This is a genomic window from Rhizobacter sp., from assembly GCF_031412075.1.
Taxonomy (GTDB): domain Bacteria; phylum Pseudomonadota; class Gammaproteobacteria; order Burkholderiales; family Burkholderiaceae_C; genus Rhizobacter.
On record NZ_JANOCG010000598.1, the window covers coordinates 1 to 24,655 of the forward strand.

At 65.0% G+C, this 24,655-nt stretch carries 24 protein-coding genes and 1 pseudogene; 19 read left to right on the forward strand and 6 right to left on the reverse strand.

Annotation, left to right across the window (positions count from 1 at the left end; genetic code table 11):
- The 6 genes and pseudogenes from RMO40_RS22075 to RMO40_RS22100 form a co-directional block, all read left to right on the forward strand.
- A partial coding sequence (locus RMO40_RS22075) for an ATP-binding protein (RefSeq protein ID WP_309725753.1) occupies window positions 1–641 on the forward strand: 641 nt, incomplete at its 5' end.
- Between the two features lie 36 nt (window positions 642–677).
- Window positions 678–1,457 (forward strand): cell division protein FtsQ/DivIB, encoded by a 780-nt coding sequence (locus RMO40_RS22080; protein WP_309725754.1) that lies wholly within the window; start codon window positions 678–680, stop codon window positions 1,455–1,457.
- A gap of 8 nt (window positions 1,458–1,465) precedes the next feature.
- The gene (ftsA, locus tag RMO40_RS22085) at window positions 1,466–2,695 is read left to right on the forward strand and encodes a cell division protein FtsA (protein WP_309725755.1); all 1,230 of its coding nucleotides are present in this window, start codon (window positions 1,466–1,468) and stop codon (window positions 2,693–2,695) included.
- Between the two features lie 154 nt (window positions 2,696–2,849).
- A pseudogene (gene ftsZ, locus RMO40_RS22090) lies at window positions 2,850–4,048 on the forward strand (cell division protein FtsZ).
- A gap of 185 nt (window positions 4,049–4,233) precedes the next feature.
- Window positions 4,234–5,169, forward strand: coding sequence for a UDP-3-O-acyl-N-acetylglucosamine deacetylase (lpxC, locus tag RMO40_RS22095; protein ID WP_309725775.1), 936 nt, complete (start codon window positions 4,234–4,236; stop codon window positions 5,167–5,169).
- 85 nt (window positions 5,170–5,254) lie between these two features.
- On the forward strand, window positions 5,255–5,494 hold the full coding sequence (locus tag RMO40_RS22100; RefSeq protein ID WP_309725756.1) for a hypothetical protein: 240 nt from the start codon (window positions 5,255–5,257) through the stop codon (window positions 5,492–5,494).
- A 9-nt stretch (window positions 5,495–5,503) separates the two neighbouring features.
- On the opposite strand, the gene RMO40_RS22105 is transcribed toward RMO40_RS22100, so the two are convergent.
- Together RMO40_RS22105 and lysS are read right to left on the reverse strand one after the other, a co-directional pair.
- The gene (locus RMO40_RS22105; protein WP_309725757.1) at window positions 5,504–6,064 is read right to left on the reverse strand and encodes a pyridoxamine 5'-phosphate oxidase family protein; all 561 of its coding nucleotides are present in this window, start codon (window positions 6,062–6,064) and stop codon (window positions 5,504–5,506) included.
- 1 nt (window position 6,065) lies between these two features.
- Window positions 6,066–7,547, reverse strand: a complete 1,482-nt coding sequence (lysS, locus tag RMO40_RS22110) for a lysine--tRNA ligase (protein ID WP_309725758.1) — start codon at window positions 7,545–7,547, stop codon at window positions 6,066–6,068.
- A 68-nt stretch (window positions 7,548–7,615) separates the two neighbouring features.
- On the opposite strand from lysS, the gene RMO40_RS22115 reads away from it, so the two are divergent.
- The 13 genes from RMO40_RS22115 to RMO40_RS22175 all read left to right on the forward strand — a co-directional run bounded on the left by RMO40_RS22115 (window position 7,616) and on the right by RMO40_RS22175 (window position 19,655).
- Entirely contained in the window at window positions 7,616–8,155 is a 540-nt protein-coding gene (locus RMO40_RS22115) for an acyltransferase (RefSeq protein ID WP_309725759.1), read from the forward strand.
- A gap of 10 nt (window positions 8,156–8,165) precedes the next feature.
- Window positions 8,166–9,263: a glycosyltransferase gene (locus RMO40_RS22120; protein ID WP_309725760.1), complete on the forward strand. Its 1,098-nt coding sequence runs from the start codon at window positions 8,166–8,168 to the stop codon at window positions 9,261–9,263.
- A gap of 62 nt (window positions 9,264–9,325) precedes the next feature.
- Window positions 9,326–10,075, forward strand: a complete 750-nt coding sequence (locus RMO40_RS22125) for a TylF/MycF/NovP-related O-methyltransferase (protein WP_309725761.1) — start codon at window positions 9,326–9,328, stop codon at window positions 10,073–10,075.
- Window positions 10,072–11,316, forward strand: coding sequence for an oligosaccharide flippase family protein (locus RMO40_RS22130; protein ID WP_309725762.1), 1,245 nt, complete (start codon window positions 10,072–10,074; stop codon window positions 11,314–11,316). Before RMO40_RS22125 ends, RMO40_RS22130 begins: the two co-directional genes overlap by 4 nt.
- Window positions 11,317–11,326: 10 nt before the next feature.
- On the forward strand, window positions 11,327–12,247 hold the full coding sequence (locus RMO40_RS22135) for a hypothetical protein (protein ID WP_309725763.1): 921 nt from the start codon (window positions 11,327–11,329) through the stop codon (window positions 12,245–12,247).
- A gap of 133 nt (window positions 12,248–12,380) precedes the next feature.
- A complete protein-coding gene (locus RMO40_RS22140) occupies window positions 12,381–13,529 on the forward strand; it encodes a glycosyltransferase family 4 protein (RefSeq protein WP_309725764.1) in 1,149 nt (382 codons plus the stop codon).
- The gene (locus tag RMO40_RS22145) at window positions 13,526–14,554 is read left to right on the forward strand and encodes a glycosyltransferase (RefSeq protein ID WP_309725765.1); all 1,029 of its coding nucleotides are present in this window, start codon (window positions 13,526–13,528) and stop codon (window positions 14,552–14,554) included. Before RMO40_RS22140 ends, RMO40_RS22145 begins: the two co-directional genes overlap by 4 nt.
- A gap of 5 nt (window positions 14,555–14,559) precedes the next feature.
- Window positions 14,560–15,273: a methyltransferase domain-containing protein gene (locus RMO40_RS22150; protein WP_309725766.1), complete on the forward strand. Its 714-nt coding sequence runs from the start codon at window positions 14,560–14,562 to the stop codon at window positions 15,271–15,273.
- 68 nt (window positions 15,274–15,341) lie between these two features.
- Window positions 15,342–15,578 (forward strand): FitA-like ribbon-helix-helix domain-containing protein, encoded by a 237-nt coding sequence (locus RMO40_RS22155; RefSeq protein WP_489660222.1) that lies wholly within the window; start codon window positions 15,342–15,344, stop codon window positions 15,576–15,578.
- On the forward strand, window positions 15,575–16,024 hold the full coding sequence (locus tag RMO40_RS22160) for a PIN domain-containing protein (protein ID WP_309725768.1): 450 nt from the start codon (window positions 15,575–15,577) through the stop codon (window positions 16,022–16,024). Before RMO40_RS22155 ends, RMO40_RS22160 begins: the two co-directional genes overlap by 4 nt.
- Window positions 16,021–17,178 (forward strand): aminotransferase class V-fold PLP-dependent enzyme, encoded by a 1,158-nt coding sequence (locus RMO40_RS22165; protein WP_309725769.1) that lies wholly within the window; start codon window positions 16,021–16,023, stop codon window positions 17,176–17,178. The genes RMO40_RS22160 and RMO40_RS22165 overlap by 4 nt, the downstream gene beginning before the upstream one ends.
- Window positions 17,179–17,187: 9 nt before the next feature.
- Window positions 17,188–17,778 carry a sugar transferase gene (locus RMO40_RS22170; RefSeq protein ID WP_309725770.1) on the forward strand — a complete coding sequence of 197 codons (591 nt, stop codon included), beginning with the start codon at window positions 17,188–17,190 and terminating at the stop codon, window positions 17,776–17,778.
- Complete coding sequence (locus tag RMO40_RS22175; RefSeq protein ID WP_309725771.1) at window positions 17,775–19,655, forward strand: polysaccharide biosynthesis protein; 1,881 nt, start codon at window positions 17,775–17,777, stop codon at window positions 19,653–19,655. The genes RMO40_RS22170 and RMO40_RS22175 overlap by 4 nt, the downstream gene beginning before the upstream one ends.
- Before the next feature lie 13 nt (window positions 19,656–19,668).
- Here the strand turns inward: RMO40_RS22175 and RMO40_RS22180 are convergent, their stop codons facing one another.
- From RMO40_RS22180 to RMO40_RS22195, 4 genes are all read right to left on the reverse strand, one after another.
- A complete protein-coding gene (locus tag RMO40_RS22180) occupies window positions 19,669–20,772 on the reverse strand; it encodes a glycosyltransferase (protein WP_309725772.1) in 1,104 nt (367 codons plus the stop codon).
- A 276-nt stretch (window positions 20,773–21,048) separates the two neighbouring features.
- Entirely contained in the window at window positions 21,049–22,392 is a 1,344-nt protein-coding gene (locus RMO40_RS22185; RefSeq protein WP_309725773.1) for an HlyD family type I secretion periplasmic adaptor subunit, read from the reverse strand.
- A complete protein-coding gene (locus RMO40_RS22190; RefSeq protein ID WP_309725776.1) occupies window positions 22,392–24,125 on the reverse strand; it encodes a type I secretion system permease/ATPase in 1,734 nt (577 codons plus the stop codon). The genes RMO40_RS22185 and RMO40_RS22190 overlap by 1 nt, the downstream gene beginning before the upstream one ends.
- 14 nt (window positions 24,126–24,139) lie before the next feature.
- The coding region (locus RMO40_RS22195; RefSeq protein WP_309725774.1) for a calcium-binding protein at window positions 24,140–24,655 on the reverse strand (516 nt) is incomplete at its 5' end.

Below are 24,655 nucleotides of genomic sequence, written 5' to 3' on the forward strand. Positions count from 1 at the left end.
TGGCCGATGGCCTGCCCACGCCGCGTTATGTGTGCCTCGCTGCTGATCAGCAGAGCCGCGAAGACCTGCGTGCTGTGCCCGATGAGATCGGCCTGCCGCTGATCGTGAAGCCACCGCACGAAGGGTCGTCGATCGGTGTGAGCAAGGTGCAGGGCTACTCCGACATGGCCGAGGCCGTGGCGCTGGCCGCGAAGTACGACGCCGAAGTGCTGTGCGAAGAGTTCATCGAGGGTGAAGAAGTCACCTGCCCGGTGTTGGGCGAGGGCGTGAATGCCGTCGCCTTGCCGGTGGTGCGCATCGCCGCGCCCGAAGGCGCCTACGACTACCAGAACAAGTACTTCACCGACGTGGTTCAGTACCACGTCCCGAGTGGTTTGCCCGAGGCCGAGGAGCGCGAGATCCAGCGTGTGGTGGTCGCAGCCTATCGCTCGTTGGGTTGCCGTGGTTGGGGCCGCGCTGATCTGATGATCCGTAAGACCGACCGCAAGGCGTACCTGTTGGAGATGAACACCTCGCCCGGCATGACCTCGCACTCGCTGGTGCCCAAGTCGGCCGCATCGGCGGGCATGCCTTACGAACAACTGTGCCTGCACCTGCTCGCCAGTGCCGCACTCGACACACCGGCCGCGAAGAAAGCCTGACGACCCATGCGCGTGCAAGCCGCCCTCCGAAACCCCATGGCACCCGCCATGCCGGCCGAGGTGCGCCTGCTCAACATCACCTCGTCGGCGCTGTTCGTGCTGGGCGCGTTGTTGATGGTGGTGTTGGCGTTGTTGTGGTTGATCCGCCAGCCGGTGTTCAACATCCGCGTCGTCAAGGTGGAGGGTGAGGTCACGCGCAACAGCGTCTCGACCATTCGCGCCAATGCCTTGCCGCAGCTGGCCGGCAACTACTTCACGCTCGATCTGTCGCGTGGCCAGAGGGCCTTTGAAGCCGTGCCCTGGGTGCGCCAGGCCATCGTGCAGCGTGTGTGGCCGAACCGGCTGGCCGTCAAGCTCGAAGAGCACCGCGCGGCGGCGCTGTGGGCCACGAAAGAGGGCGAAGACCAGCTCGTCAACCAGCAAGGCGAAGTGTTCCAGGCCAACCTCGGTGATGTGGAAGACGAAAGCCTGCCCACCTTGCAGGGGCCCGATGGCAGCTCGGCCGAGGTGCTGGCGATGTACCACCAACTGGTGCCGGTGTTTCAACGGCTGGAGATGGACATCGACACGCTGGCCATGAGCGGCCGGGGCTCGTGGCGCGCCGAGTTCGACAGCGGCGCCGAGATCGAGCTGGGCCGTGGCAACGAGACCGAGGTGGTGGCGCGCAGCGAGCGCTTTGTCGCCACCGTGTCGCAGGTGATTGCGCGGTACCAGCGCCCGCTGGTCTACGCCGACCTGCGCCACAACGAGGGTTACGCCTTGCGCCTCAAAGGCATCACGACCACGGTGCCTGCGGCACCGGGCAAGAAGAACTGAGGAACGGAATGGCCAAGGAATACAAGGATCTGGTGGTGGGCCTGGACATCGGCACCGCCAAAGTGATGGCGGTGGTGGCCGAGGTGCTGCCCGATGGCGAGCTGCGGGTGGCCGGCCTGGGCATCGCAGCGGCGCACGGCTTGAAGCGCGGCGTGGTGGTCAACATCGACGCCACGGTGCAAAGCATCCAGCAGGCGCTGAAAGAGGCCGAGATGATGGCCGACTGCAAGATCACGCGTGTCTACACCGGCATCACCGGCAGCCACATCCGTGGCCAGAACAGCACCGGCATGGTGATCGTGCGCGACAAGGAAGTGACGCCGGTTGACGTGACCCGCGTCGTCGAGACGGCCAAGGCGATCAACATCCCGAACGACCAGCGCTTGCTGCTGGTCGAGCCGCAAGAGTTCGTGATCGACGGGCACGAGGTGAAGGAGCCCATCGGCATGAGCGGCGGGCGGCTCGAGGTGAAGGTGCACATCGTGACCGGCGCGCAGAGTGCGGCCGAAAACATCATCAAGTGCGTGCGCCGCTGCGGGCTCGAAGTGGATCAGCTGGTGCTCAACCCCAGCGCCTCCAGCCATGCGGTGCTGACTGCCGACGAGAAGGATTTAGGCGTGGCGCTGGTCGACATCGGCGCCGGCACCACCGACGTGGCGATCTTCACCGACGGCGCGATCCGCCACACCGCGGTGATCCCGATTGCCGGTGACCTGATCACCAGCGACATCGCGATGGCGCTGCGCACACCGACCAAAGACGCGGAAGAGATCAAGGTCGAATATGGCGTGGCCAAGCAGTTGCTGGCCGACCCGAGCGAGCAGCTCGAGGTGCCGGGCCTGGGCGACCGCGCACCGCGCATGCTGAGCCGCCAGGCGCTGGCCGGTGTGATCGAGCCGCGGGTGGAAGAGATCTTCTCGCTCGTGCACCAGGTCATTCGCGACAGCGGCTACGAAGAGCTGCTCAGCAGCGGCATCGTGCTCACCGGCGGCGCGGCAGTGATGCCGGGCATGGTGGAGCTGGGTGAAGACATCTTCCTCAAACCGGTGCGCAAAGGCATCCCCACCTACCACGGCTCGCTGCACGACATGGTGGCCAACCCCCGCTCGGCGACGGTGATGGGTCTGCTGGAAGAAGCGCGGCTCGGGCGTGCGCGCGGCATCAAGGCCGCGCAGCAGGCGGGGTCGGTCAAGACATGGTTCGGCCGGGCCAAAGACTGGTTCCTCGGCAATTTTTAGAACAGGGAGTTCGCCACCATGACAACAAAAGCAACGCTCGACCTTCTCTGCAAGCCACCGCACGCGGGCCACGATCCACCTGGCTCTCGACGACACACGCAAAAAACCAAAACGTATCAACAAACGGCAACTGCAAACAGGATTGGAGTCCAACATGGCCATCGAAATGATCGAAGAATTTGACCTCGGCACCCAGATCAAGGTGATCGGCGTGGGCGGCGGCGGCGGCAACGCGGTCGACCACATGATTGCGCAAGGCGTGCAAGGTGTGGAGTTCGTCTGCGCCAACACCGACGCACAGGCGCTCAACCGCTCAAGCGCGCACCACCTCATCCAGCTCGGCAGCACGGGCCTCGGCGCTGGCGCCAAGCCGGAAGCCGGGCGCGCTGCGGCTGAAGAAGCGGTGGACCGCATCCGCGAATCCATCAAGGGATCGAACATGCTCTTCATCACCGCCGGCATGGGCGGTGGCACGGGCACCGGCGCCGCGCCGGTGATCGCGCGTGTGGCCAAGGAGATGGGCATCCTGACCGTGGGCGTGGTCACCAAGCCGTTCGACTTTGAAGGCAACCGCCGCATGAAGGCGGCCGACGCTGGCCTGGCCGAGCTCGAAGCCAATGTCGACTCGCTGATCGTGATCTTGAACGACAAGCTGCTCGACGTGCTGGGCGACGACGTGACGCAAGACCAGGCCTTCGCACACGCCAACGACGTGCTGAAAAACGCCGTCGGCGGCATCAGCGACATCATCCACATCCCCGGTCTCGTGAACGTCGACTTCGAAGACGTGAAGACGGTGATGAGCGAGCCCGGCAAGGCGATGATGGGCACCGCCATTGCGAGCGGCCCCGACCGCGCGACCAAGGCGGCCGAAGGTGCGGTGGCCTGCCCGCTGCTGGAAGGCATCGACCTCTCTGGCGCGCGTGGCGTGCTGGTGCTGATTGCCGCGGGGCGCAGCACCTTCAAGCTGAGCGAGAGCCGCAACGCGATGAACTGCATCCGCCGTTATGCGGCCGATGACGCGCACGTGATCTACGGCACGGCCTACGACGAAAGCCTGGGCGACCAACTGCGCGTGACGGTGATCGCCACCGGCCTGTCGCCGGTGAAGCGCCAGCAGCAGGTCCGATGACGGTGGTGCACAGCGCGATGGCGCAGCGCACCGGCACCGACAACATCCCGGTGCTGACCCAGCCGGTGCACAGCGGCCCAAGCGGGCACGACTACACCAACATGACGGTGCCTAGCGTGTGGCGCAATGGGCGCACGGCGGCCGCGAAGGTGGATGCTCTTGCCAGCAACGGGATGGATGAGATCGAGATCCCCGCTTTCCTTCGCAAGCAGGCGGACTGAGCACCCGCCTCCGTTCGCCCTGAGCAGGGGACTGAGCTTGTCGAAGGCCCCGTGTCGAAGGGTTGGTGCCAAGGCGCCTTCCTCCGACAGGCTCAGGAAGGGGCTTCGACAGGCTCAGCCCGAACGGGACGGAGGCATTGCCCCTGTATCGCACCGACTGAAGCACGCCGAATAAACTCATGCCGATGCTTGCCCAACGCACCCTCAAGTCGATCACCCGCGCGGTGGGTGTGGGTGTGCACGGCGGTCAGCGGGTCGAGCTGACGCTGCGCCCGGCGGCGGCTGACACCGGCATCATGTTTCGCCGAGTCGACCTGCCGGCGCCGGTCGACATCCCGGTCAATGTGAAAGCGGTCTGCGACACCCGCATGGCCACCACCATTTCGCCAGGCGGCGAAGTGGGCGCGCCGAAGGTCAACACCATCGAGCACCTGCTGTCGGCCTGCGCGGGTCTCGGCATCGACAACCTGGTGATCGACATCACCAACGAAGAGGTGCCCATCCTCGACGGCTCGGCAGCGTCGTTCGTGTTTCTGCTGCAAAGCGCGGGCATCGAGGTGCAAAAGGCGCCCAAGCGCTTCTTGCGCATCAAGAAGCCGGTGGAAGTGCGCGAGGGCGACGGCCCCACGCTGAAGTGGGCGCGCCTGGAGCCTTATGACGGCTACAAGCTCAGCTTCGAGATCGACTTCAACCACCCGGCCGTCAACCAGACCGGCCAGCAGGTGAGCTTCGACATGGGCTCAGGCCAGTACAAGCGTGACATCGCCCGCGCTCGCACCTTCGGCTTCACCAAAGACGTGGAAATGATGCGCTCGCGCGGCCTGGGCCTCGGCGGCAGCATGGACAACGTGATCGTGGTCGACGATTACCGCGTGCTCAACAGCGACGGCCTGCGCTACGACGACGAGTTCGTCAAACACAAGATCCTCGACGCCATTGGCGACATGCACGTGCTCGGCCACCCGCTGATCGCCGCCTACGTGGGCTTCAAGTCAGGCCATGCGCTCAACAACAAGCTGCTGCGCGCGGTGCTGGCCGATGAGACCGCTTACGACATCGTGACCTTCGAAGACGAACGCCTCGCACCTGCAGGCCTGGCCGAGCTCGCACCGGCCTGGTAGTGGCGGGCGGGCCGTGAGTTTGGGCTTGCCGACAGGCCGGGCCTGACCGGTGTTAACGTTCGGCCCTCGTCAACCCCCCGAACGCATGGTCATCTTCACCTGGATAGTGCTCGGCCTCGCCGGCTTGCTGATCGCCGCCAGCGCTGCTTGCTGGGGCCTCTTCATCGCGCTGGACAACTCGGACTGGCGCCGCCTGGCCGTCAAGGTGTTTCGCATCGCGATGGTGTTCCTGCTGTTCTACATCAACGTCTACATCTACGCGCACATCTTCGGCGTGGCGGGCGGCACCGCGAAGCCGGTGGTCGAACTCATCAGTGAAGAGTGAGGAAGCCGTTCAGGGCTGAAGCCAACGCGCTTCTTCGCCGCTGAACAAGGCGCGCCGGTGGCCATCGGCGTGCAATTCCAGCCAGTCCACACTCAGCACCTGGGCTTCCATGACCGCGAAATAGGGCAAGGCCCCACGGTTTTGCCCGTCGGGCGTGGGATCACCGGGCAGCTTGGCCCCGGGGGGCAGGGGCGACAGGTAGTCTTGTGCGGCCGGTGAGAGCTTGATGCGCGCCCAGCGCGACGAGACGGCCAGGCCCGCGGTTTCCAGCGTCAGCTGAACCCGGCACCTGAGCTGCCAGCCCAGGCTGTGCGACCACATCACCAAGGTGCCCACCGGGTGGGCGCCCAACTGCGCCACCTTGGCGCTGCGCTGGTCGGTGAAGATGGTGATGAGCTTCTGGTCGGCGCTCACTTCGCGCATCACCACCGTGCGAGCGTCGGCCACCTCGCCATCGGTGGTGGCCAGCACCGGGGTGCGCCAGGGGTGTTGCTTGTCGGTGGCGGCGGCAGTCAGCTCACGCCACACCGCGGCTTCGATCTCGGGGAGAGATGCGAGCCGCGTGGCCATGTCAGCTTTCCTTGCGCAGTGAGGGGAACAGGATCACATCGCGGATGCTCGGGCTGTCGGTGATGAGCATCATCAGCCGGTCCAGGCCGATGCCACAGCCGCCAGTGGGTGGCATGCCGTATTCGAGCGCGCGGATGAAATCGGCGTCGTAGTACATCGCCTCTTCGTCGCCGGCCTCCTTGTTGGCGGCTTGCGCCAGGAAACGTGCGGCCTGGTCTTCAGCGTCGTTCAGCTCGGAGAAGCCGTTGGCGTATTCGCGACCGGTGATGAAGAGCTCGAAACGTTCGGTGATGGCCGGGTTGGCGTCTGACGCGCGAGCCAGCGGCGACACCTCGACCGGGTAGTCGATGATGAAGGTCGGCTCCCAGAGCTTGTCTTCGACCGCGGCCTCGAACAGGCCAAATTGCAGCTCGGGCAGCTTCCAGTGTGCGGGTGCTTCTTCGCCCAGGTGCTTGAGCTTGTCGCGCAGCACCTGCGCATCACCGGCTTCGTCGACGCTCAGCCCGGCGTGCGCCACCAGCGAATCACGCACGGTGAGGCGGGTGAAGGGCTTGTCGAGGTCGACTGTCTTGCCGCCGTAGGTGAGCACCGCCGAGCCGGTGGCCTGGCGGGCGGCGTGGCGCAGCACCTGCTCGGTGTAGTCCATCAGGTCGTGGTGGTTCCAGTAGGCCGCGTAGAACTCCATCATCGTGAATTCGGGGTTGTGCCGAACCGAGATGCCTTCGTTGCGGAAGCTGCGGTTGATCTCGAACACCCGCTCGAAGCCGCCCACGATCAGGCGCTTCAGGTACAGCTCGGGCGCGATGCGCAGGAACATGTCTTGGTCCAGCGCGTTGTGATGCGTGACGAAGGGCTTGGCATTGGCGCCACCGGGAATGGGGTGCAGCATCGGCGTTTCCACTTCCATGAAGTGGTGCTCCACCATGAACTGGCGGATCGAGCTGATGGCCTTGCTGCGGGCGGCGAAGCGGGTGCGGGCGGTTTCGTCGGTGATCAGGTCGACGTAGCGCTGCCTGTACTTTTGCTCTTGGTCGGCCATGCCGTAAAAATCGCCGGGCAGGGGGCGCAGGCTCTTGGTCAGCAGGCGCAGCGTGGTCACTCGCACGGAGAGCTCGCCGGTCTTGGTTTTGAAGAGCGTGCCGACGGCGCCCAGGATGTCACCCAGATCCCAATGCTTGAAGGCGTTGTAGACCTCTTCGCCGAGCGCGTCTTTGGTGACGAAAAGCTGAATGCGGCCGGTGGCGTCTTGCATCGTCGCAAAACTGGCCTTGCCCATGACGCGCTTGAGCATCATTCGGCCGGCGACGCTGACCTGAATGCCCAGCGGCTCCAGCGCTTCGTTCTCCAGCGCACCATGTTTACGGCTCAGCTCGGCCGCGTGGTCCTTGGGCTTGAAGTCGTTGGGAAAGGCCACGCCTTGTTTGCGGATCGCGGCGAGCTTTTCACGGCGTTCGGCGATGAGCTGGTTGTCGTCTTGTTCCATGGCGGGCGGTCTTGTCTTGAGAGGCGAAAGGCGAATTGTAGGTGGCAGGCACCTAGAATCGGCGCCCCATGAGACACACGGTCGATCAGCTCTATTTCATCGCCTTGGCGCTGATCAACACACTGCATGGTTGGCTGCCCTTCTGGCTGCGGCCTGTGCTCTACAAGTTGTGCCGTTTCGATATAGCCCGCAGTGCCACGCTGCAGGGTGGCATCCGCTTCTTTCACGTCGGCCGCTTGAGCGTGGGCGAAGGCTCGCTCGTCAACCGTGGTGTCTACCTCGACAACCGGGGTGGCATCACGATCGGCCGCCAGGTCTCGATCGCCCACGACGTGCGCATCTACACCATGGGCCACGACCCGCACGATGCAGGCTTCTCGACCAAGGGCGCTGCGGTGCAGATCGACGACCACGCCGTGGTGTTTGCCGGTGCGATGGTCATGCCCGGCGTGCACCTGGGCGCGGGTTCGGTGGTGATGGCTGGCGCGGTGGTCACCAAGAGCGTGCCCCCCGGCCGCATGGTCGGTGGCAACCCGGCGCAAGACATCGGCGAGCGGGGTTGCCAGCCGGCCTACCGCTTGAAGCGCCGCTTCTGGTTGGCCCACTGAACACACCGTCTTGACCGATCGCATCGCCATCGTCGACCCGGGCTCGTTCATCCTGCCCTACGACTTTCAGCTCGTGAAAGCCCTGGCCGAGAGCGGGCGAGGGGTCGACTTCTACGGCTCGACCACCCGTTACAACGGTGAGTTTCTCGAAGCCATGTACAGCCTGCCGGGGGTGGTGGTGCGGGCGCGGGCGATCTCCGGCAGCGTGACCAGCCGCTGGCGAGGGGCTGTTGCTTATGTGATGCAGCTGGCCACGCTGCTGTGGCATGCGCGCCGCTACGCCACCATCAACCTGCAGTTCAGCGGCTTCTGGCCGGCCGAATGGCTGGTGTTCGGGCTGCTGCGCCGCAAGTTCGTTTTCACCGTGCACAACGCGGTGCCGCATGGTTTTACAGAACCTCGGCACCGGCCGACGCTGCGCCTGGCGCGTCTGGCAAGGGCGCTGGTGTTCGTCAGCGAATCCACGCGCGATGACTTCATGCGCCGTTATGGCGACACCTTTCGCGCCAAAGCCAGCGTGTTGCAGCACGGGCTACTGCCAGTGTTGCCGCAGGCGGGTGTGGTGCCCTACACCGCCCAGGCGTCGTTGCGCTCACTGGTGTTCTGGAGCACGGTCAAGCCCTACAAGGGCGTCGAGTTGTTCGGCGAGCTGGCGCAGTCCGAAGCGATTCGCCAGCGCGGCCTGTCGCTCGCCATCTACGGCGCCTGGGCGACTGAACTACAGGGCCTGCGCCAGGAGTTGGCTGACCAGGGAGTCGCCATACACGACGAGTACCTGGACCCGGCACAACTGCTCGGCCTGCTGGCCCAGGACGCAGTGTTCCTGCTGCCCTACCAGCAGGCCTCGCAGTCGGGGGCCATGTACGCGCTGCTCAACCACGGCCGGCTGTTCATCTGCAGCGACGTCGGTGACCTGGGAGCCTTCATGCGCCAGCACAGCCTCGAAGGCCTGTTGCTGAAGGATCGCAGCGCGGCCTCGGTCGAGGAGTGCCTGGCGTTTCTCGTTGCCCACCGGGTCGCGGTGGCCGAAGCCTTCGGCCGCGCCCAGCAGGCCTTGCGTTGGGATCGTCTGCTTACCGAGTCCGGCCAGGCCTACCGCAACCGGTAGGCCGCCAACCGGGTGCGACAATTGCAGACCGGCCGACACAGGGCTGTGCAACTCATTCACGCATGAAAAAAATCGTCAAGGCCGCGCTCGCCAGCGCCGGCTGGGAACTGGGCCGCACGGCCGACCGCCAAGCCGAGGCGCTGGCCGACCTGTCACCTGCCGACCGCGAGATCGTGGCCCGTGTCGACCCCTTCACCATGACCAGCCTGGAGCGCCGCGCCAGCCTGCTGGGTGCGGTGGACCACATCGTCAAACACCGCATTGCCGGTGACATCGTCGAGTGCGGCGTGTGGCGCGGCGGCAGCATGATGGCGGTGGCGCTGGCGCTGATGGCGCGTGGCGACACCTCGCGGCATCTCTACCTCTACGACACGTTCGAAGGCATGAGTGAGCCCACCGAGGCCGACAAGGCCTTGAGTGGCGAGTCGGCGCAAACCCAGCTGGAGCGCACGAGCCGCGACCACGCGCTGTGGGCGGTGGCGAGTTTCGAAGACGTGCAGGCCAACCTCGCATCCACCGGTTACCCGGCGGAGCGCATCCACTACGTCAAGGGCAAGGTCGAAGACACCATCCCCGGCACCTTGCCCACGCAGATTGCCCTGCTGCGCCTGGACACCGATTGGTACGAATCGACCCGCCACGAGCTCAAGCACCTTTACCCGCTGCTGTCGCGCAACGGTCTCTTGATCATCGACGACTACGGCCATTGGCAAGGTGCGAAGCAGGCGGTCGACGAGTACTTTGCGACCAGCGCCGAGCCGGTGTTCCTGCACCGCGTGGACTACACCGCGCGGCTCGTGGTCAAACGATGACGGCAGCGCCGCGGCTTCTGCACTCGCTGCCCGCGGTGTACGCCGCAGCCGCGGTGCGCCTGCTGCTGCCGTTGCTGGTGTTGCCGTTGATGGCTTCGCGCCTGGGCGCGCAGGAGTTCGGTCGCCTGAGCTTCGTGCTGGTGTGGGCCAGCTTGTTGTCGATGGTGGTGGAAGGCGGCTTTCTGGCCGCCGCCACGCGCCTGGCAGTCACCGCTGACGCCCCACGCCGCTGGCAGATCGCGCAGCAAGTGTTCACGGCGCGTTGTGTGTTGTGCGTGCCGGCGGTGTTGTTGTCGGTGCTCGCGGTGCAGGTGGCGGGGCAGGCTGGTCACACGGTGGTGGACACGCTCACCGTCGCCGCGCTTGCCTGTGTCTTTGGCTGGCCGGCCACCTGGTACCTGCAGGCCACGCAGCAGCTCAACCGCTGGGCGCGCGTCGAGCTGGTCGTGTATGCGGTGTTGATCGCAGCCTGCTGGGCGTTTGCACACAGCGTGTTGAGCTATCTGCTGATGCAACTCGCAGCCTCTACGCTGCTGGCGTGGTTGGGCTGGCGCTGGTTGCGTGGTGACCTGGCCGAAACGCGCACTCAAGCCCTGTGGTCAAGGCCCGTGATGGGCGAGGGGCTGCGCCTGGGTTGGACCATGATGCCGGTCTCCATCGCCGGTGCGGCGTATTCGTTTGCACTCCCCGCCGCTGCATCGCTGCAAATGAGCAAGGCCGACCTCGGCACCTATTTCATGGCCGACCGTTTTGTGCGCGCCGTGCTCAATGCCGCCGAGCCAGTGTTCGCGGTGGTCTACCCGCGCATCGTCACCTTGTTCAAGACCAGCGCGGCAGCGGCGTTGCGGTATGCGGCGGCGTGGAGCGTGGGCGGTGTGCTCGTGGGTGCGCTCCTGTTCGCGCTGGGCGTGCTGATGTGGCAGGCGATCGAACCACTGGTGCTGCCCAATGCGGGTGGCATCGACTTGCCCAAGCTGCGTGCCGCGATGCTGATCCTGGGGGGGCTGTTGCCGCTGCTGCTGGGCTGGAAGTTCATCGGCTACTGGATGCTCGGCAGTGGCCGCTACGACACCGCCTACCGCGCCTGCGTGGTCGTGGGTGGGATCGCGGGTGTGATCGGCGCGGCCACCTGGGGTGGTGCGGCGGGCGCCAGTGGCCTGGCCTGGGTGGCGCTGGGCGTCGAGTTGATCGTGATCGTGGTGGCGGTGGGCGGCATGCTGCTCACCCGCCGCCGAACCTAAGGAACACCGGGTGGGCATCGACATCCACAACCTCAACCTGCTGGCCCATGCGCAAGACCTGGGTGTGAGCTTCGAGCGCACGCTGGCGATCGGCCGGCAGGCGCTTTTCATCGAGCCCTTCGAGCTGGAAGCACACCGCCGTCTGCGTGGCCTGCCGGTGCTGAATGAACCCGCGCTGGCACCGGGCCAACCACGCTACTTCGAGCCCTTGATGCAGCAGTGGTTGCAGGCCGGTGTGGCCGAGTCGGTGGACGCCTCGGCCTACGAAAACGCGACCCACCTCCATGACATGAACCTGCCGTGGCCTGCTGACGGCCCGCAGCGCGGCCACTTTGATGCGGTGCTCGACTTCGGCTGTCTGGAGCATGTCTTCAACTTTCCCGCGGCCTGGCGCAACTGCGTCGACCTGTGCCGCGTGGGCGGCCACATCTTCCACTCGCTGCCGGCCAACAACCTGTCGGGCCACGGCTTCTACCAATTCTCGCCCGAGCTTTTCTTCAACCTCTACCAGGCACAAAACGGCTTCGAGCTGCGCGGCCTGTGGTTTGCGATGAAGGGCGACCGCCTGCACTGGTGGAAGGTGGCCAACCCGATGGACGTGAAACGGCGCGTCAACCTGTGCAACAGCCACGAGGTCTACATGCTGGTGATCGCACGCAAGCTGCGCGAGGTGGGGCCGTTGCCCGCGCCGCAGCAGTCGGACTATGCGCAGGCCGAATGGGTGCAAGGGCCATCGGCCGCCGCCAACGCACCGACACCCAGCGCGCGGCAGGCGCTGGTGCGGCGCTTCGCCCAATGGGGCTGGATCGACACCCTGCGCGCCGGCCGCGAGCGCCTGCGTGCTGTGCAGCGCAGCGCTCTCAACCTGCCCGCGCCCGACTACCAGCGTGTCGACGTGCATGCGCTCCTCCGGCATAGAGCTGATTCGTGACCTACCTGAACCCCACCCTCATCTCCGTTCGCCCTGAGCCTGTCGAAGGGTGCGCGGTGCACTGCGCTGGCTTCGACAGGCTCAGCCCGAACGGAGTGGGGCGGAGGCCTGCTCCCCTCCAGGAAAGGGCGTGATGAAACGCCCGATCCGCGTGCTCTTGTTGTGTGACCGCCTCGACATCGCGGGTGGCGTGGAGCGATTCGTCTGCGCGCTGGCCAACGACCTCGTGCGCGAGGGCATGGAGGTGGCGGTGGGCAGTGTGTCGACCCGCCGCGCCAGCGTGCGCTACCCGCTCGACTCGGGCGTGCGCGTGCTCACGGGCGTGGAAGGCCGCTTGTTCAGCGACACCGGCGAGGCCGGCTCGCGCCTTGGCCGCGCTTGGGGCCTGCTGCGCACGCAATGGCGCATCGGCCAGGCCTTGTCGCGCTTGACGAGCAACTACCAACCCGACGTGGTGCTGCTCAACGGCTTGACCACCGCCTGCTCGGTGCTCGCGCTCGACCGGGGGTATGCCACTCGCACCATTTGCTGCGACCACAACCACTTCAGCGCGCGCTCGGGCTTGTGGCAGCGACTGCGGCGCTGGCTTTACCCGAAGGTCGGCGCAGTGGTCAGCCTGACCGAGGCCGATGCGCCGCGCTTTCGCACGCTCAACGCACGCACCCACGTGATCTACAACGCCGCCAGCCTGCGCGCCGACGCGCCGGCGCTGCCCGACAACACCCTCGTGCTGGCGGTTGGCCGGCATGTGGCGCAGAAGGGCTTTGATCTGCTGCTCAAGGCCTGGGTGCTGGTGGCGGCGCGTGTGCCGCTGGTGCGGCTGCGCGTCGTCGGCGACGGCCCTTTGCGCGGCGAGCATGAGCGTTTGGCACAGTCGCTGGGCGTGGCGGGTCGGGTGGAGTGGTTGGCCCCCACCGCCGACATCGAGCGCCACTACCGGGAGGCGGCGCTGTTCGTGCTGTCGTCGCGTTATGAAGGCATGCCGATCGCGCTGCTGGAAGCGCAGTCGCTGGGCGTGCCGGCAGCCGCCTTCGACTGCCCCACCGGGCCCCGCGAAATCCTCACGCCACAGACGGGCCGGCTGGTGCCGCCAGGCGACGTGAATGCATTGGCCGCGGCAATCATCGAGCTGCTCTTGTCGCCCGCCCTGCGCGCGCAGATGGGCCACGCCGCCATCGCCCGCAACCGCGAGCTGTTCAGCCCGCAGCAGCACGAGCGGCGCTGGGCCGCGCTGGTGCGCGAGGTGGCAGTGGCCAGCGCTTATGGGGCAGCGTCCGCATGAACATCAGGCAGGTATCGGTGATCGTGCCGTGCCGCAACGAGCGGCGCTACATCGACAATTTTTGCGCGGGCGTGATGCGCCAGCAGCTGCCGCCGGGTTGGCAGCTGCAACTGGTGGTGGCCGACGGGCAGAGCGACGACGGCACGCGCGAGCTGCTGCAAACTTTTGCTGCGTGCGAGCCGAGGTTGGTGTGGATCGACAACCCGGCGCGCATCGTCTCGACCGGCCTCAACGCCGCTTTGCAACTCGCCACCGGCGAGGCCATCGTGCGCATGGATGTGCACAGCGAATACGCCGACGACTACGTGGCGCAGTGCCTCGCCGCACTCGCCGAGACCGGCGCCGACAACGTGGGCGGCCCCTGGCGCGCCGTCCCCGATGCCAACGCCGGGCCGATGCAGCATGCGGTGGCAGCGGCCTTCCAGTCGCGCTGGGTGGCGGGTGGCGCCTTGTCTCGCCAGCTCGACCACAACGGCTGGGTCGACACGGTCTACCTCGGGGCCTGGCCGCGTGCCAGCTTCGAGCGCTTCGGCGGCTTCGACGAACAGCTCGTGCGCAACCAGGACGATGAACACAACCTGCGCATCACACGCGGCGGTGGGCGGGTCTGGCAGTCATCGCGCATCAAGAGCGTCTACCGGCCTCGCGCCACGCTGTCGCAGGTGTTTCGGCAGTACCTGCAATACGGCTACTGGAAGCCGTTCGTGATGAAGAAGCACGGGCAGGCGGCATCGGTGCGGCACCTGGTGCCTGGAGTGTTTGTGCTCATGCTCGGCATCTTCGCGTTGCTGCTGCCGGTTGTCACGTGGACGCTGGTGGCACTCGTCGCCGCCTATGCCCTGGGCGTGTTGGCCATGACAATCGCCGTGGCCCGGTCGAAGCCACTGGCGTGGCCTGTGCTCTGGCGCGTCCCCGATGTGATCGTCGCTTATCACTTCGGCTACGGCATCGGCTCGCTCATCGGCTGGTGGGACGCACTGCGTGGCGGCGGCGGCCGCGAGCGGTTTGCCAAGCTCACGAGGTGACGGCGATGCACGACCCCTCCACCCCAGAGATTCAGTCCGTTCGCGAGCGTTATGCGCGGCGTGCGCCACACGACCCGCGCTACAGCCTGCTCAACCCGGCCGCGTTGCTGGCGATGCAAGAGAGGCAGCGCGCGTTGCTGGCGCTGTTCAGGCGTTTGGGCTGGAGCGACCTGTCGCAGTTGAAGCTGCATGAGGTGGGCAGCGGCACCGGCAGCAACTTGGTCGAGCTGCTGCTGATGGGGTTTGCGCCCCAGAACCTGTCGGGCGTGGAGCTGCTGCCCGAGCGCCACGCCGCCGCACGAGAGCGCCTGCCCGCCGCAGTGCAGCTGGCGCAAGGTGATGCGCTGTTGCTGACGCCCCCCGCTGCAAGCGTCGACATCGTGCTGCAGTCCACCGTGTTCTCGTCGCTGCTGGATGATGCCTTTCAGCAGCGCCTGGCCGACGCCATGTGGGCCGCCGTCAAACCCGGCGGCGGTGTGCTCTGGTACGACTTCACCTTCAACAACCCGCGCAACCCCGATGTGCGCGGCGTGCCGCTTGCGCGTGTTCGCGCACTCTTTCCGCAGGCGCGCCTGCACGCGACGCGCATCACGCTTGCGCCGCCGATCGCACGGGCGGTAGTGCCGATTCACCCGGGCTTGTACGCCGTGGCCAACGCTCTTCCTCTGCTGCGCACGCATGTGCTGGCATGGGTTGGCAAGCCGATCCATCACATTTGATAGCAATGCATACATTGCCTACAATGCAGGCGTCTTCACCCAAATGAGAGCTTGATGTGGCCAGCTTGATGATTCGCAGCATGGACGAGCGCGTGAAAGCAGAGTTGCGTGTGTTGGCGGCGCGTCGCGGTGTCTCGATGGAGCAGCAGGCGCGCGACATCCTTGAGCAAGCCGTTCTGGGGCTTGCGCACGACGAACCCTTTGCCGAGCGAATCCGGCGGCGTTTTGCCGCCAGCACGGTGGAGGCGCTGCCCATCCCGAGCCGGCAGGTCGCCCGGTTACCGCCGAAATGGGGAAACCGGTGACTGTGACGCGCGTCCTGCTGGACACGAACGTGCTGTCCGAGCTGATGCGGCCACGGCCCGAGCCGCTTGTGCTGGCCTGGTTTTCTGCACTGCAGCCGCAGCCCCGTTATGTCATCAGCGCCATCACCCAGGCCGAGATCCTGCTTGGCATTGCATTGCTGCCCCCGGGCAAGAAGCGCAGTGCCCTCGCGGGCGTGGCACAGGCCATGTTTGAGCAAGAATTCAAGGGTTCGATCCTCGCGTTCGACGACAAGATTGCGCCGGGTTACGCGGCCATCGTGGCCCAACGCAGCCGCAGCGGCAAACCTATCTCGGTGGAAGACGCCCAGATTGCCGCCATCGCCAGCCACTACAGCCTGCCTCTGGTCACCCGCAACACCAAAGACTTTGCCCATCTGCCGGGCCTGAGCCTGATCAACCCGTGGGAAACGGGTGCCAAGACATGACAAAGCCCTTCCTGCCCTTCGCCCTGCCCGACATCGGCGAAGAAGAAATCGCCGAAGTGGTCGACACGCTTCGCTCCGGCTGGGTCACCACAGGCCCCAAGACCAAGCGTTTCGAAGAAGACTTCACCGCCTTCCTGGGTGACCCCAGCCTGCACTCGATGGCCGTCAACTCGGCCACCGCCGGCCTGCACCTGGCGCTCGAAGCGCTGGGCATCGGCCCTGGCGACGAAGTCATCACCACCACCCACACCTTCACCGCCACCGCCGAGGTGGTGCGCTACCTGGGTGCCGACGTGGTGCTGGTTGACATCGACCCCGCCACGCTGTGCATCGACGTGAACGCGGTTGAAGCGGCCATCACCCCTCGCACCAAGGCCGTGATGCCCGTGCACTACGCCGGCCTCGCCGCCGACATGCCGGCCTTGCTGGCGCTGTCGAAGAAGCATGGCCTGAAGGTGGTGGAAGACGCGGCACACGCCTTGCCCACCACCTGCGGCGGCAATCTCATCGGCACGCTGGACTCCGACGTGACCGTGTTCAGCTTCTACGCCAACAAGACCATCACCACCGGCGAAGGTGGCATGGTCGTCACGCGTGATGCCGAGCTGGCCAAACGCATCAAGACCATGCGTCTGCACGGCATGAGCCGCGACGCCTTCGACCGCTTCACGGCCAAGGTGCCCAGCTGGTACTACGAGATCGTGGCGCCGGGGTTCAAGTACAACCTGACGGACATTGCCTCGGCCCTGGGGCTGCAGCAGCTCAAACGGCTCGGCGCCTTTCAAAAGCGCCGCGAAGAGATTGCGTTGCAGTTCAACGCGGCATTTGCCGGCCTGCCGGTGATCACACCGCCGCTCGCCGCGGCAGGCGACATGCATGCCTGGCACTTGTACGTAATGCGACTGGGGGACGCGGCCCAACTCAGCCGTGACACGTTCATCGAGCGTCTGTTCGCTGCCGGCATCGGCTGCAGCGTGCACTACATCCCGCTGCACCTGCAGCCCTATTGGCGCGACCGGTATGCGCTGTCGCCGGCGGGCTTCCCGCATTCGCAGAAGGCTTACGAACGCATGGTCAGCCTGCCGCTGTACACCCGCATGACCGACGCCGACGTGAAGCGTGTCATCTCCGCCGTGCGCGCCGCGCTGGCCTGAGCCTTGTTGATGGCCAAGCGCTTGATCGATGTGGTGTTGTCGGCGCTGAGCCTAGTGCTGCTGTCGCCATTGCTGCTGGCCGTGGCCGTGTGGATCAAGCTCGACTCTCCCGGGCCGGTGTTCTTCCGCCAGGAGCGCATGGGCCGCTACGGTGTGCCGTTTCGCATCCACAAGTTCAGGACCATGACCCACGGCGCAGCGGGCGCCCAGATCACGGTGGGCGCCGATGCGCGCATCACGCGCGCCGGAGCCTTTCTGCGCCGCGCCAAGCTCGACGAGCTGCCGCAATTGATCGACGTGTTGCGTGGTGCGATGAGCTTGGTCGGCCCGCGCCCCGAGGTGTCGCGCTATGTGGCGATGTACCCGCCGGGCCTACGCGACAAGGTGCTCAGCGTGCGCCCCGGCATCACCGACGTGGCCTCGCTCGAATACCGCGACGAAGGCGAGCTGCTGGCACGCGCCGCCGACCCGGAGCGCGAATACGTCGACGTCGTGATGCCGGCCAAGCTGAAGCTCGCGGCGCAGTACGTTGATCGTGCGTCGCTGAGTTTTGACCTGCAGCTGATCTTGCGCACCGTGCGCCTGGTGTGGTGGCGATGAACGCAGAACTCACCGTCTGGCACCGCCTAGACCGCGTTCTGGCGCGGATGCGCCCCAAACGCCAGCCCCTGTCGCTGTTGATCGACGGCCTGGTGATCGCGCTGTGCTGGAACATCACCTACCTGTTCCGCCTGGGTTTCGAGCGCTGGATCAGCGCCCGCCCTGTCTACGACCTGTGGGTCATGCTGGGTGTGGTAGCGACCTACCTGCTGGCCTTCGTGATCGGCGGCATCCCACGCGGCATGTGGCGCTTCTCGGGTTTTGACGAGGTCAAGCGCCTCACCGTCGCCTGCCTGGGCGCGGGGGCCTTGTGCGCCATCGTGGTGTCGATGGCGCGGCTGGCCGAGGTGCCGCGTGCCGTGTTGGCCTTGCATCCTTTCATCGCGCTGATGGGCGTGTGCGTGGTGCGCATCGCGTACCGCATGGTCTACGAACATGCTCGCTCGCGCATCACGGGGGGCGATGCCGAAGTGCGCCGCGCCATCGTGATGGGCGCCGGCGAGGCCGCCAAGATGCTGCTCTCGACCATTCACCAACAAGGTTGGATCGTGTTGGGCTTGCTCGATGACGATGCGGCCAAACAAGGTGGGCGCATTGGTGGCGTGGAGGTGATGGGCCCGCTGGCCGACGTGACACGCGATGATGTTCGTGCGGGCGCCACCCACGTGATCGTGGCCTTGCCAGGTGCCACCGCCGCTCAGCGCCGCAGGGCCGTCGAGCTCGCCTCGGCAACCGGCCTGCCTGTGCTGACCGTGCCTTCGGCCAGCGAACTGCAAGATGGCAGCGCCCACATCGAGCGCGTGCGCCACATCGAACCCGAAGACCTGCTGGGCCGCGAGCCCGTCGTGCTCGACGAAGCCGGCATTGCCGAACTCATCTCCGGCAAGACCGTGCTGGTCACCGGGTCGGGCGGCTCCATCGGCTCGGAGCTGTGCCGCCAGATCGCGCGCTACGGCCCCGGGCGCATGGTGCTGTTCGAGCTGAGCGAGCTGGCGCTGTACCAGATCGAGCAGCAACTGTCGGAGCTGCACCCGCACCTGCCGCTGGTGCGCCTGATCGGCGACGTGAAAAGCCCCGAGCAGATCGGCCACGCCTGCAACACCTACCGGCCACAGTTGGTCTTTCATGCTGCGGCCTACAAGCACGTGCCGCTGATGGAAGATGAAAACGCGTGGATGGCGTTGAAGAACAATACGCTGGGCACTTGGAATGCCGCCAACGCCGCGGCTCAGTCGGGGGCTGAGCGCTTCGTTTTGATTTCGACCGACAAGGCCGTGAATCCGACCAATGTGATGGGTGCCAGCAAACGCGCCGCCGAGATGCTGTTGTCACACCTGTCCACGCAAGGCCACCGCACCACCTTTGCAGCGGTGCGTTTCGGCAATGTGCTCGGCTCCAGCGGCAGCGTGATCCCCAAGTTCAAGGAGCAGATCGCCAAGGGCGGGCCGGTGACCGTCACTCACCCAGAAATCACGCGGTACTTCATGACTATCTCGGAAGCGGCGCGTTTGGTGCTGCAGGCGGCAGCCTTGGCCGAGACCGGGCAGGTCTACGTGCTCGACATGGGCGAGCCGGTGAAGATCGTTGATCTGGCGCGCGACCTGATTCGCCTGTCGGGCCACCGCGATGGTGAGATCGGTATTGTGTTCAGCGGCTTGCGGCCTGGGGAGAAGCTGTATGAAGAACTGCTGGCGGCCGCTGACGAGACCTTGGCGTCGGCGCACCCACGCTTGCGCATTGCTCAGCTGCGCGATCCCGTGAGCGAGGTTTGGTTGGGTGATCTGATCTCATGGCTGCAGACGGTTGACAGCACGATGTCGCCTGTGCAGTGTCGCCACGCGCTGCGGCGGTTTGTGCACGAGTACAAGACCGCTTGATCGGCGTTGCCGCTCAGCGGGTGCGGCGAAAGACCATCCAGCGGGGCGTTTTGAAACGCACGATGCGCGAGTACAGCCAGATGTACGCGACCATGAAGGCCAGCAGGAACCACGACAGGACCGCAGTACTGTTCCACCAGAGCACGCTGGGGATGATCGACATCAGGCACAGCATCCAGAGGTAAGGCGACGTCATCGAGTTGCGGCGTGTCAAACGGCGCCGCCCAGGGTTGCTTTGCAGCGTCCAGCGAACCAAGCGTCGGTGGATCAGCGTATGCAGATGGATACCGTCTGGCGCGCCCGTCGCGACCCCACGCACGAATTTGCGCCTGTACATGGTGAAGATCGTTTCAAACACCGGGTAAGCGCAAAGCAGCAGGGGAAACATGGGCGACACCGCTGCATTGCGGTGGACCAGCAAGATGCAAAGCTCGCCCAGCAAGAAGCCCAGAAGATAGGCGCCGCCGTCCCCCAGGAAGATCAGGCCCGCTGGGAAGTTCCACACGAAGAAGCCCAACACGGCGCCCGCAGTGATCAATGAGGCGGTGAAGATAAAGCTGTCCCCGACTTGAAAAGCCACATAGGCCAGAGCCAGGATCATCATCAGCACGCACATGGATGCAAGGCCGTTGAAGCCGTCGATGATGTTAATGGCGTTGGCGGTGCCGGCGATGATGAAGATGGTCAACAGCCAGGCGAGGGGAGCCCATGGCAAGAGGTTGTCCAGTCCGGGGATATCGGTTCTTGCGACCACTGCGTCGAGCAACCATATGGCCAATGCTGCAGAGATTGCGGTTGCGACCAGGCGCCGGCGCGGCGACACGCTCTTGGTCAGGTCTTCCGCGATCCCGGCGACGAACGCAGGCAGGCTGCACACCAACAGGATCCACAGGCTGCGTTTGATATCGGTCGACCCAATCAGCTGAGCCACCACGGCCCCCGCGATGATGGCCATCATGACGCCTGCGCCTCCGACGCGCGGTACCGGGCGGGCATGAAACTTTTGCGGGCCATCGAGGTCGTAGTCGGCGGAAAGATGGTGATACCGAATCGACGATCGCATGATGAACAGCGTGGCGAACAAGCCAACTAGGAAACAACTGGCGAAGTAGGTCATGGGAGAGCTTTGGGTAAGGGAAGTTCGAGCAGACCAGGCGCGAAAACTGCAAGCCAACTCAACTGGCAGGACGGAACCTCGGAACTACGCCCATTGTCACTCGCACCGCCGTGAGGTCAAACCCGCGGAATACGAGGGGCCATCCACCGGAGGCATGTCACTCCTGCGACATAGGACGAGTGTTCTGGCGCAGGTTTTACACGGATGGATGGCAACCATCGTCCGCTGATCTGCCTTCCCTGTGAAAAAGCAGGGGATCTCGGGGCTTGGGGCGTGTCAGGTTTCTCGAGCGCTGCGCCGTAGCAGATCGGTGATCGGTTCCAGCAGGAATATCAGCGGCGTTCGTTCCTCGCCGGTGATGTAGACCTCTGCGGGCATGCCGGCCTGTAGTTTCAGATTGCCCGCGTTCGCCAAGGACTCAGCGTCCACCTCAACCAAGACGTTGTAGCTCACATTCCTGGTGGCAAGGTCCACGAACCTGTCGGGCGATACGTAGACCACACGACCCTTCACGAGCGGAGTGATACCGGGTTTGAAGGCGGTGAATCGGATGGATGCCGGGCCATCCAGCCAGACGCGGGTAATGTCGCTCGGCTGGATGGACGCTTCGATCAAAAGATTCGGTTTGGATGGAACGATGTCTGCGATGGTTTCTCTGGCAGCGACAACGGTACCGGGCGTCGTGAATTTGAGGTTCATGATTTCACCTGAGGTCGGTGCCGAAATCACTTGACGGCTCGCTGCGTCGGAGGTCTTGCGTTGTTCCTGCTCAACTTCTGAAAGACGGGTGGCGCTGATTTTGAGCTGGTCGCTGGCCTGCTGGCGGTAGTCGTTTTCAAGGGTCTTCATGCGCAAATCAATCTCGGTGGCGCGTTGATCTGCCCTTGCCGCATCGGCGCGCTTTTCTTCTAGCTTGACTCCATAGTCGGCGACAGCTCCTTCCAACTGGCTGACACGTGCACCGGAGATGAAACCTTCTGTTTGCAGGTGACGGCTCACGTCGAGCTCGTCGCGCTGCTTCTTGAGCGACTCGCTTGCGTTGGTTATCTGCGCGTTCATCGCGAGGCGTTCAGCGTTCACACTTTCGCGCTGCGCCCGCAGGAGCCCGATCTCGCTCGCCAACGAAGCTCGCCGCGTACCGAACAGGGCTTTCTCCTTGGCCAGAAGCTCGGCGATACGTGAATCCCCTTTTGCCAGGGTGGTCACGGCGGCAGTCACAACCATCGTGTCGCGCATGGCCTCCTCGGCCTCCAGGCGCGCCATGCTGACGCGTTCGGCGGCCACGCGATAGCCCAGGCGGCTTGCGTCAGCCGCGACCCCGATGTCGCCCAGGATCAGCAGGGTCTGGCCTTGTTCGACACGCTGGCCATCGCGGACGCGGACTTCGCGAACGATGCCGCCTTCGGCATGCTGGATCGGACGCCGATTGAGGTCGACTTTCACATACGCTGGCGCCACCACGGCGGAGCTCAGCGGCGCGAAGGCAAGCCAGCCCAGCGCCGGGAGCATGCCGAGCGCGACAACGAGCCATGCCGAGCGCATCAAGCGATACGCCTCACCGAGACTGGGTGTCAGCAATGCGGTGGTCGCCGGTTGCGCTTCGATGGCGGCCGTGTTCATCATGATGACTTGGTGCTGCGAGGCACAACAGATGACGGGGTGTGCCGCATTGCGGTTGCGCGCGGTAATGGAACGACGACACCGGCAGGGTTTTGCATCCGGGTCAACACCTCGTCTCGATACCCATAGTGCCGGACGCGGCCAGCTTCCATGACGAGGACTTTGTCTACGTGCTGGATCAAGGTGCTGCGGTGCGTGACCACAATAACGGTGACTTCGCCGTGGAGATCTCTCAACGCATCGCCAAGTGCCTGTTCGCCGGCACCGTCGAGGTTGGCGTTCGGTTCATCGAGGATAAGCAGCCGCACGTCGCCATACAGGGCGCGCGCCAGCGCAATGCGTTGCCGTTGCCCCGGGGAGAGGGGGTGCCCTCCGTCATCGAGAACGGTGTCGTAGCCTTGGGGGAGACTCAAGATGAGTTCGTGCACTCGCGCGCGCTTGGCCGCGAACGCGACGCGTTCTGCATCCACCTCGCCAAGTCGCGCAATGTTTTCCGCCACTGACCCGGCAAACAGTTCCACGTCTTGCGGGAGGTAGCCGATCCAACGGCCCAATTCCTGGCGAGGCCATTGCGAGATGTCCGCGCCGTCCAGCCTGACAACGCCTGCCGAGGGTGACCAAAGCCCCACCAGCATGCGCAGCAGGGAAGACTTGCCGGCTGCGCTTGATCCGATGATGGCCAGGGCCTCGCCGGGTCGCAGCTCAAGCGACACGCTGCTCAACAGCAAGCGGTCAGTACCCGGCAGCCGCAGGCTCACACCGGACGCGACAAGTTCACCCGCGGGTGGGGGCAAAGGCATCGGCGTGGGGCTGGCCGCAGAGGACCCCAACAGCTTGGAGAGACGACTCCATGCGTTATGTCCCTCTGCAAGGACACGCCAACTGCTCACGATTTGCTCGACCGGGGCCAAGGCACGACCAATCAAGACGGTCGTGGCAATCATGATGCCGGGCGTTCCTCGTTGGGTGATGACAAGATACGCACCCACCGCAAGCATGCCCATCTGCATCAGGTGGCGAAGTGTTCGTGAAGCTGCCGACATGGCAGTGCTACAGATAGCTGTGGTGTGCTGGAGCTGAGAGATGGCTGCGTTCTTGTCGATCCAGCGCGCGAGCATGGCGTTTGACATGCCCAGCGATTGCAGGATCTCTGCCCTGCGCAACGCGTGTTCGAGGTAGTTCGTGGCCACCGATGCCTGCTGCTGCAACGATGCGATATCTCGCCGTGTCAGCCTGTCATTGAGCAAGGCCAGGCCCACCATCGCCACGGTTGCGAGCCCGGCAGTCAGGCCCAGGAGTGGATGAATCCAGGCGATCAACGCGACATACACGAAAAGCCACGGAGCGTCGAACAGAGCAAGCAATCCCTGGGCAGAAAAGAGCTGGCGCAGCGCCGCCACGTCGCGAACTGCATCCTGTGGTCTAGAGCCGCCGAGCCGCGTGCTGCGATGAAGAACTTCGCGCACCACTGGCGGGAGAAGCAAATCGCCGAGAAGATTGCCCACCACGCCTTGAAGCCGGCTACGCAGGTAGTCGAGCGCGACAACCATGACCAGCGCGATGACAGTGCCCACGGCCAGGACCAGCAGCGTGTCCTGGCTCTGGCTGACCAGGACGCGGTCGAACACTTGCATCATGAACAGCGTTGGCGCCAGCAGCAAGAGGTTGAGCGCGATCGAGAGCGCGGCAATGTGCCCCAAGGGCCGCTTTAGCAACTGCAACAGGTCGTGCATCACGTTCGATCCGATCAAGGTGCGGCGACGGTGAAATCGGCAGCCAGAAGGGTGGAGGGCGCGTTCAGGAGCACAGCCAGTTGGAAGGCGCTCAGCGCTCCTGTGCCATCTGCATCGAAATACAGGGCGCCAGTGGATGGTTCGTAGACCATTCGAGTGTCCTGGGTCATCACGTCTGCACCTCCGGCGATGTGCAGGGCATTCGAGGCCAGTTCGCCGATTGGCATGCCAGGGAAGCTATCGCTGGCGACGATCTGGAAGTGATCGGCTCCAGATTCGAAGTCGGCAATCAGATCCACGTTTACTGTGTCGGGCGCGGTACTGAATATGAATGTGTCAGCCCCGATGCCGCCAACGAGATGGTCGATTCCGGTGCCGCCATCCAGAAAGTCATTGCCGGCGCCACCTTGCAAGCCGTCGTTACCGTCGCGGCCGTCGAGGATGTCATCGCCGCTCTGGCCAACGAGGTCATTGCCCGAGGCATCACCGCGCAGGGTGTCGTCGTGTGCCGAGCCGATGAGGCCTTCGAT